Origin of the sequence: Streptomyces sp. NPDC088817 (assembly GCF_044750345.1) — a bacterium.
Taxonomy (GTDB): domain Bacteria; phylum Actinomycetota; class Actinomycetes; order Streptomycetales; family Streptomycetaceae; genus Streptomyces.
The window spans coordinates 22005-28327 of record NZ_JBIVJN010000034.1 but is presented as its reverse complement, the minus strand read 5'-3'; the positions used below and the strand labels follow the sequence as shown (position 1 = coordinate 28327).

The 6323-nt window shown below is 67.5% G+C and carries 5 protein-coding genes and 1 pseudogene; 2 read left to right on the top strand and 4 right to left on the bottom strand.

The window, feature by feature from the left end; all coding sequences use genetic code 11:
* Nucleotides 1-192 precede the first annotated feature (192 nt).
* From ACIP4X_RS35135 to ACIP4X_RS35125, 3 genes and pseudogenes are all read right to left on the bottom strand, one after another.
* Nucleotides 193-390 (bottom strand): annotated as a pseudogene (locus ACIP4X_RS35135) (transposase); the annotation flags it as partial.
* 636 nt (nucleotides 391-1026) lie between these two features.
* A complete protein-coding gene (locus ACIP4X_RS35130) occupies nucleotides 1027-2022 on the bottom strand; it encodes an aldo/keto reductase (RefSeq protein ID WP_391460313.1) in 996 nt (331 codons plus the stop codon).
* A gap of 13 nt (nucleotides 2023-2035) precedes the next feature.
* Nucleotides 2036-3544, bottom strand: coding sequence for a hypothetical protein (locus ACIP4X_RS35125; RefSeq protein ID WP_401352396.1), 1509 nt, complete (start codon nucleotides 3542-3544; stop codon nucleotides 2036-2038).
* Nucleotides 3545-3624: 80 nt separating this feature from the next.
* Between ACIP4X_RS35125 and ACIP4X_RS35120 the strand changes: the two genes are divergently transcribed.
* Nucleotides 3625-4404, top strand: coding sequence for a TetR/AcrR family transcriptional regulator (locus ACIP4X_RS35120; protein WP_358738017.1), 780 nt, complete (start codon nucleotides 3625-3627; stop codon nucleotides 4402-4404).
* 362 nt (nucleotides 4405-4766) lie between these two features.
* On the opposite strand, the gene ACIP4X_RS35115 is transcribed toward ACIP4X_RS35120, so the two are convergent.
* Nucleotides 4767-5192, bottom strand: a complete 426-nt coding sequence (locus ACIP4X_RS35115; RefSeq protein WP_401352393.1) for a response regulator transcription factor — start codon at nucleotides 5190-5192, stop codon at nucleotides 4767-4769.
* 538 nt (nucleotides 5193-5730) lie between these two features.
* Between ACIP4X_RS35115 and ACIP4X_RS35110 the strand changes: the two genes are divergently transcribed.
* Nucleotides 5731-6123 carry a hypothetical protein gene (locus ACIP4X_RS35110; RefSeq protein WP_391460319.1) on the top strand — a complete coding sequence of 131 codons (393 nt, stop codon included), beginning with the start codon at nucleotides 5731-5733 and terminating at the stop codon, nucleotides 6121-6123.
* Nucleotides 6124-6323: the final 200 nt, after the last annotated feature.

Here is a 6323-nt window from a genome sequence, read left to right as displayed (position 1 = left end):
ACGCTCCAGGACCTCATACGCGCATGGACCGGCACATGCCCCACCTGCCACCGCAGCATCCCCGCTTCAGCTCCGCCAGAACACCACCCACGCCAGCCAACCTAACGAAGTACTACTAGAACCCGTCGCGATGTATGTGCGGTACCGCAGGTCAACGACAGACGGTCACAGCAACATCAATGAGACCTCACACCAGGAGATCCCGCCCGCGACCAGGTAGCGGATCGCGTCCAGCAGCTGGCGGTGGCAGTAGCCCTCGGGCCGGCCGCCCCGGCCCTTCAGCCAGGCTGGCACCGGCAGCAAAGGCCGGACAGCCTCCCATTCCGCGTCCGTCATGTCGGAGGGATACCGGCGTTCCCGGTCCGGACGGTCGGCCGCGTTGCCGTACACATGCGCGAGGCAATCACACGATGGAGCGGCCGAGTTGAACTGAACGGGTTCGGACGCGTACAACAACGACACCAGGGCCTCCCGGCGCTGCTCGGTCAGATTCGCATCCCCGAGCTACCGAGAGGCCCTGTCTTCATGCGCGTACACCGGGAAGATCACCCCGGCGGGAAACCTGTTCGACCCACACGTTCCATGATCGGTTGAGATACGGCTTCTAAGAACCCCAGGTCAAACGCTCCGAGGTCCGGATGCCCGTACGCATCCGCGAGCTGCCCCACCGCGACCCCCGACCATCAGTACTAGGTGCCGATCAAACTTCGATGGCACGAACCTACTGATCATCAAGCTTCGATGGCAAAGATCAACCTTCGATGGCACAGGACACCAGGCTGGCGGGATTGCGGTCTTCCACCCCAACCATAGAATCGAACATGTGAACGCTCTTCCGCCTGACCTGTCCCGTCTCCGTATCCTGGAGACGTGGCTCGTCCTCACCCTCGACCGGTACGGCAGCAGATCGCCATAACCAAACGCCTCAAGCAGGAGCGAGGGTCTCGCGGCTGGCCGTGGGTCGTACTTCAATCAAGCGAAGCAGCACCTTGATCCTCTGCTGGCCCTGAGGGCCACCGGGCTGGGTCAGGACGACTCGGGCTCAGCGGGTCCGACGACCGGGTGCGGACGGTACTCGGTCTCCAGTCGTTTGACGTTCTCCTCGGTGAGGGTGACGTCGACCGCGGCGACGGCGTCGTGGAGATGCGCGAGCTTGGTTGCGCCGACCAGGGGCGCGCTGACGCCGGGTTTGCCGAGCAGCCAGGCGATCGCCACCTGGGCCGGGGGCAAGCCGAGTTCGCCGGCGACTGTGCGGAGGGTGTCGGCGAGGTCGAAGTCGTCGTCGGTGTAGAGCTGGGCGGCGAGCGGGTCCGTGCCGCTGCGCGTGGTGCTGCGCCTCCCGGCACGCGCCCGTCCGCCGGCGAGCAGCCCACGGGCCAGCGGGCTGTACGGCAGGATGCCCACGCCCTGGTCGAGGCAGAGCGGTATCATCTCCCGTTCCTCCTCGCGGTAGACCAGGTTGTAGTGGTTCTGCATGGAGACGAAGCGGGTGCTTCCGGCGAGTGCGGCGGTGTGCTGGGCCTTGGCGAACTGCCAGGCGTACATGCTCGACGCGCCGATGTAGCGCACCTTCCCGGCGCGAACGACGGCGTCGAGCGCGGCCATCGTCTCCTCGATCGGTGTGTCGTAGTCCCACCGGTGGATCTGGTACAGGTCGATGTGGTCGGTGCCGAGGCGCCGGAGTGACGCGTCGACCGAGGCGAGGATGTGCTTCCGTGACAGCCCCCGGTCGCCTGGCTTCTCGCTCATCGGGTAGTAGACCTTGGTCGCCAGGACATAGTCGTCGCGGTCGTCGAAGCATTCGGCAAGCAGACGTCCGGTGACCTCCTCGCTGGCGCCGCGGTCATACATGTCGGCCGTGTCGAAGAGGGTCACGCCGAATGCGACGGCGTGCCGGACGATCGGTCTGGCCTGGTCGGCGGTGAGGTGCCAGGCGCGGCGCGAGACATCGCCGTAGCTCATCATGCCGAGGCCGAGCCGGGACACGGTCAGTCCGGATGTTCCCAGACGGGTGTACTGCATGCCGGGCCTCCGGTCAGCTTTGCCGGTCGGTGGAGAGGAACAGGGGGGTGACCGAGAGGGTCAAGTGCACGGTGACTCCGTCGTGTTCGGTCGGCTGGTGGGTGCCGAAGGCGTCGACCGCCTGGGCGGTGGGGTGGGGCCAGGGCCAGTCGACGGGGGTCGGGGGCTGGTCCTCGCCGGTGAAGGCGTCACCGTCGGCCCAGAGGACGTGCAGAGGCTCGCGTCCGTCGCGTACCACCTCGAAGGCGAACAACGGCCGCCCGTCGTGGTCGTGGTCGAGGCGGCGGATGGCCGTGGCGCCGTGGAGGCGTTCAGCGAGCAGGGCGAAGGTGTCCGCAGCCGGGCGGCGGCAGGTCAACTGCCGGCCCTCGTAGTCCATGAGCGCCAGTTTGCCGAAGAGGAATCCCATGAGGTTGAACCGGTCGCTGTAGTCCGGGATCTCCGGCGCGAGGTTCCAGCACGCCGTTCTGGTGAGCCCCGAGGCGAAGGCGAGGACGTTGCGGGTGACGATCTGACGCTGGTTGATACGGTCCCGCTTTGCCGCCAGTTCCGGTGGGCAGCCCTCCAGGAACATCTGGAGCTGGGGCGGAAGATCCGGCATCCGGGCGTAGAGGGCACGCATCGCCCTGCGATCGGGCGGCTCGACGGCCTCCTCATCGGCAGCCGCGGCAATGCCACCGGTGCCCGCGCCCGCCTCGCTAGCGAAACCCGAACAGGCACCGGCACCGGTGAAGGCCGCCATCATCGTCTGCTCGAACTCCCCCTGCGCCTCGGGGAATTCGAAGAGAGTGGGCCCGTTGTACTCGCCCGCCACCACGGGCCGTTCGTAACCATGGCGGCGCATCATCGCGCGTACCGCCGCCACCTGGTCCGGAATCGCGTGGGGATCGCCGTAGAGGTGGACCGAGAAAAGGTCGAAGGCGTCCCGCCCGTGCTCGACGAGATGGTCGAAGAACTGGCGCGCCGGACTGTCGGGAGGGCTCGAGAGGACGTCGTACCCGCAGCCGCCGAGCACCACCGCGGCCCCCGGATCAAAGGCACGGACCACGCGGTGGAAGACGGTCAGCTGGTCGACGTACTCCGGGGCGGTGCCCGCCCAGAGCAGGCCAGTATTACTGGGCTCGTTGTTGCACTGCCAGTAGTCGACGCGCCCCCGGCAGCGGCTCACCACTTCCCTCACGAACCGCTCGTATCGCTCCAGGTCCTTGGCCGGTGACGACGGCAGGAAGTCCGTCGAATGCCGGGTGGCCCACGGGGAGCTGGAGCAGACGGTCACCCAGGTCTCGGCGGCGGGATCGAGCTGGCCGAGGACCGCGTCGACGACCGTCCAGTCGAAGCGGTCCGGTTCCGGCTCGACCTGGCCCCAGTACACGTACACGCGCACAAGCCCGCCACCGAGCTTGCGGATCTCGGGCACGAAGCTGTCCGGCGCTCCGAACATGCCATAACTGATTCCCCGCACGACGCCCAGCCGGATCCCGGCCGCACCGGCGGACCTGCCCATGCCCTCACTCGTGTCCACGCTCACGGTCTCCCTCATGCGTTCTACGCAGCCTTACGTATATGTCATATACTTTAGCTTGAGTCTATATACTCGAAGGCGTGAAGGAAAACCCGGACAGCTCGCCGCCGCCCTTGATCTGGACCCAGCCCATGCCCCGGCGGCGGCAGAGCCCCCTGGAGCGGGACGACATCGTGCGCGCCGCCGTCGCGGTCGCGGACGAGGGCGGGGCGAACGCCCTCACCATGGCCGCGGTCGCCCGGCGGCTCGGCTCCTACACACCGATGGCGCTCTACCGCTATGTGCTGAGCAAGGACGGCCTCGTCGACCTCATGCTCGACCACGTCACCGGGGAGATCCCGCTGTCGCGGGAGCCCAGCGATGACTGGCGCGCCGATCTGCGCCAAGTGGCCATCGACAGCTGGGACATGGTCAAACGCCATCTCTGGTACGCACAGCTCGCCCCCACACGCCCGCCGCTGGGCCCGCACATGATGCGCCGCACCGAGTTCCTGTTGCAGGTCCTCGTCCGGCAGGGCGCCACGATCGGCGACGCCATGACATACGTGGCACTCCTCGACCGGCACATCTTCGGCAGCGCGCAGCAGGAGGCCGAGGAACTGGCCATGCGGCGGCGCCATGGGCTGCGCACCCCGGAGCATCTGGCGGAGGCGATCATGGCGGCCCGCGAGCTGGCGGCGGCGGGTGGACGCCATCCGGCGCTGACCGCGTGGATGACCTCTCCGTCGGGGGCGGACATGGACGAACAGTTCGCGCTGAGTCTGGCCTTTCTGATCGACGGCATTGCGACCCGGCTGCCCGGCCAGAACCGCACGGCCGAGGCGTCAGGCATCCACCAGAAGTTCCCTGGAGATCCCTGAAGCGGGGCAGCCCGCCCACCGCACTTCAGCGGGCCACGCCACCGCACCGCCGGCCAGGCGGCTCGCGACCCAGCGGAGCACAGCCCTGGCGACGGCGGCGCGGAAGCCGCGAAGTGCCGGGGCGGCCTGTGCGGCGGAGGAGTGGCCGGCCCACTTCGTCGCGTTCGATCTGCCGCGACTGTCCGAGGCGGAGACGAGCGGCTGGCATTACCGAAGGCGCAGAGCCGCGCGTTGCCGTCGCGGGCCGCGCTCTACCGGCTGTTCGCCCAAGCTGGCCAGGAGCACCCAGCGACCGGGTCGGCCCCACCCGCCGCTCGGTCAACGCACGGCCGCCGGGTCCGTTCGGGGAGGTGCTGGCCAGATCACGAACGCGCGCGCACGCCGCTGCCGTGCTGCCCGCGCGGTGCATCCCTACGGTTCCATGCGGCAGCCAGTTCGGTGCGATTGCGGCACTCGATGGTCTTCAGGAGCTGCGAAAGATGTTTCTTGACGGTGTCCACAGTGATACGGAGTCGGATCGCGATCTCGGAATTGGTGTACCCGGCGGCAGCAAGTTCACCGACTTCACGTTGGCGCGGCGACAGTTGGACGTGCGCCACGCCGACCCGGTGCACCGCCACATGGAAACGCGTCTGTGCGCTGAGGTGCCTCGCAATCCGCAGCGCCAGAGCACCGTCCCTGGCGTTGAAAGCTCCATCCTCTTCACCGGCCAGCGGGATGACCAATTTGTCATAGATGCCGTGACGGAAGAGAAACGTGTTGAGATAGCGACGGCGGCGCCTGAGCACTTACTGGGGAAGGTGATCGAGGGAAATCGGGGTCGCCACCCTTGCCCCCCACACGTTGTCGCATCACGTCACAGAAGGGATCACGGCTGTGGAACTCCTCGATGTATGGGAGCACCGCGCGCCGTGCCACGCCAGTGACCAAGGGGGCCTTGTCGTTGAAGACCCCATGGAGATCGGGGCCGCGAAAGAAGGTTTGCGCGCCGCCGTCGCCAGGCGACGGCCGCCGCCGGACCGGCTTGCGTCGTACTCGGCGACGATCCGCAGCTTGTACTCAGCGGAGAACGTCCGCCGCTTCGGACGCGGTGCCGGGTCCTGCTCGGGGTTGGTGGTGCTGGCCATGCCGGGGGTTGCTCCTGTCTCGCCCATACAGACTAACCCGGCATACCGGATGTCTCAGCCGAGACTGTCAGAGAGGGGTCAGAACGGGGACGACAGGCGATGACGCCTCGGCCGGCTGGCTCTCCGGCTCAGCCAGAGGCAGGTGCGCGACGGCTACGTTCAGGCTGCTGATGCGTCTGGGCGGGGAAAGTGGGGAGCAGTGGCCAAACGTGATGTGTGGGTACGTGTCGGGGACGACCTGGTGCGCGGCGACACCGTCCTGGGCGTCACCGTGAGCGATCCGCACTACCACCACGAGACGTTCAAGATCATGCTGAAGGTCACGGGACACCGCGACCCTCTGTGGCTCGACGCCGGTGTCTGCGACGACGACCAGGGTGCTGGACGCGAGCGGGTCAACGCGCTCGCGGATGCCTTCGTCGACACGCTCGCGCGGTGCGGCAATGCCGTCCGGCGCCCTGATCCGGCTCGGTTCCAACGAGGACGACTCTGCGTGGGCGCTGTCGTCACTGGGATAACGGCAAGGAGCCCCGCGCACCGCGGCCCGGGCGGGGAAAGTGCAGAGATGTGCACTGAGGCTGCGCCATCTTGAAGTGGCTGGTCAGCAGGGTTGGTGTGACTCCGTCTCGGGCTGCTCGTACTGGTCGCGGGCGGCAGTCTGGGGTGTAGATCGTCTGGCAGGGCGGTTTTGCCGATGAGTTCACCCTCCTCGAACGGTCTACCCAGCGACACGACCGTTCTCGACAGGCGACCCGGCCTCCGTGCGCTCGTCGGCGAGCTGCTCACTCATCC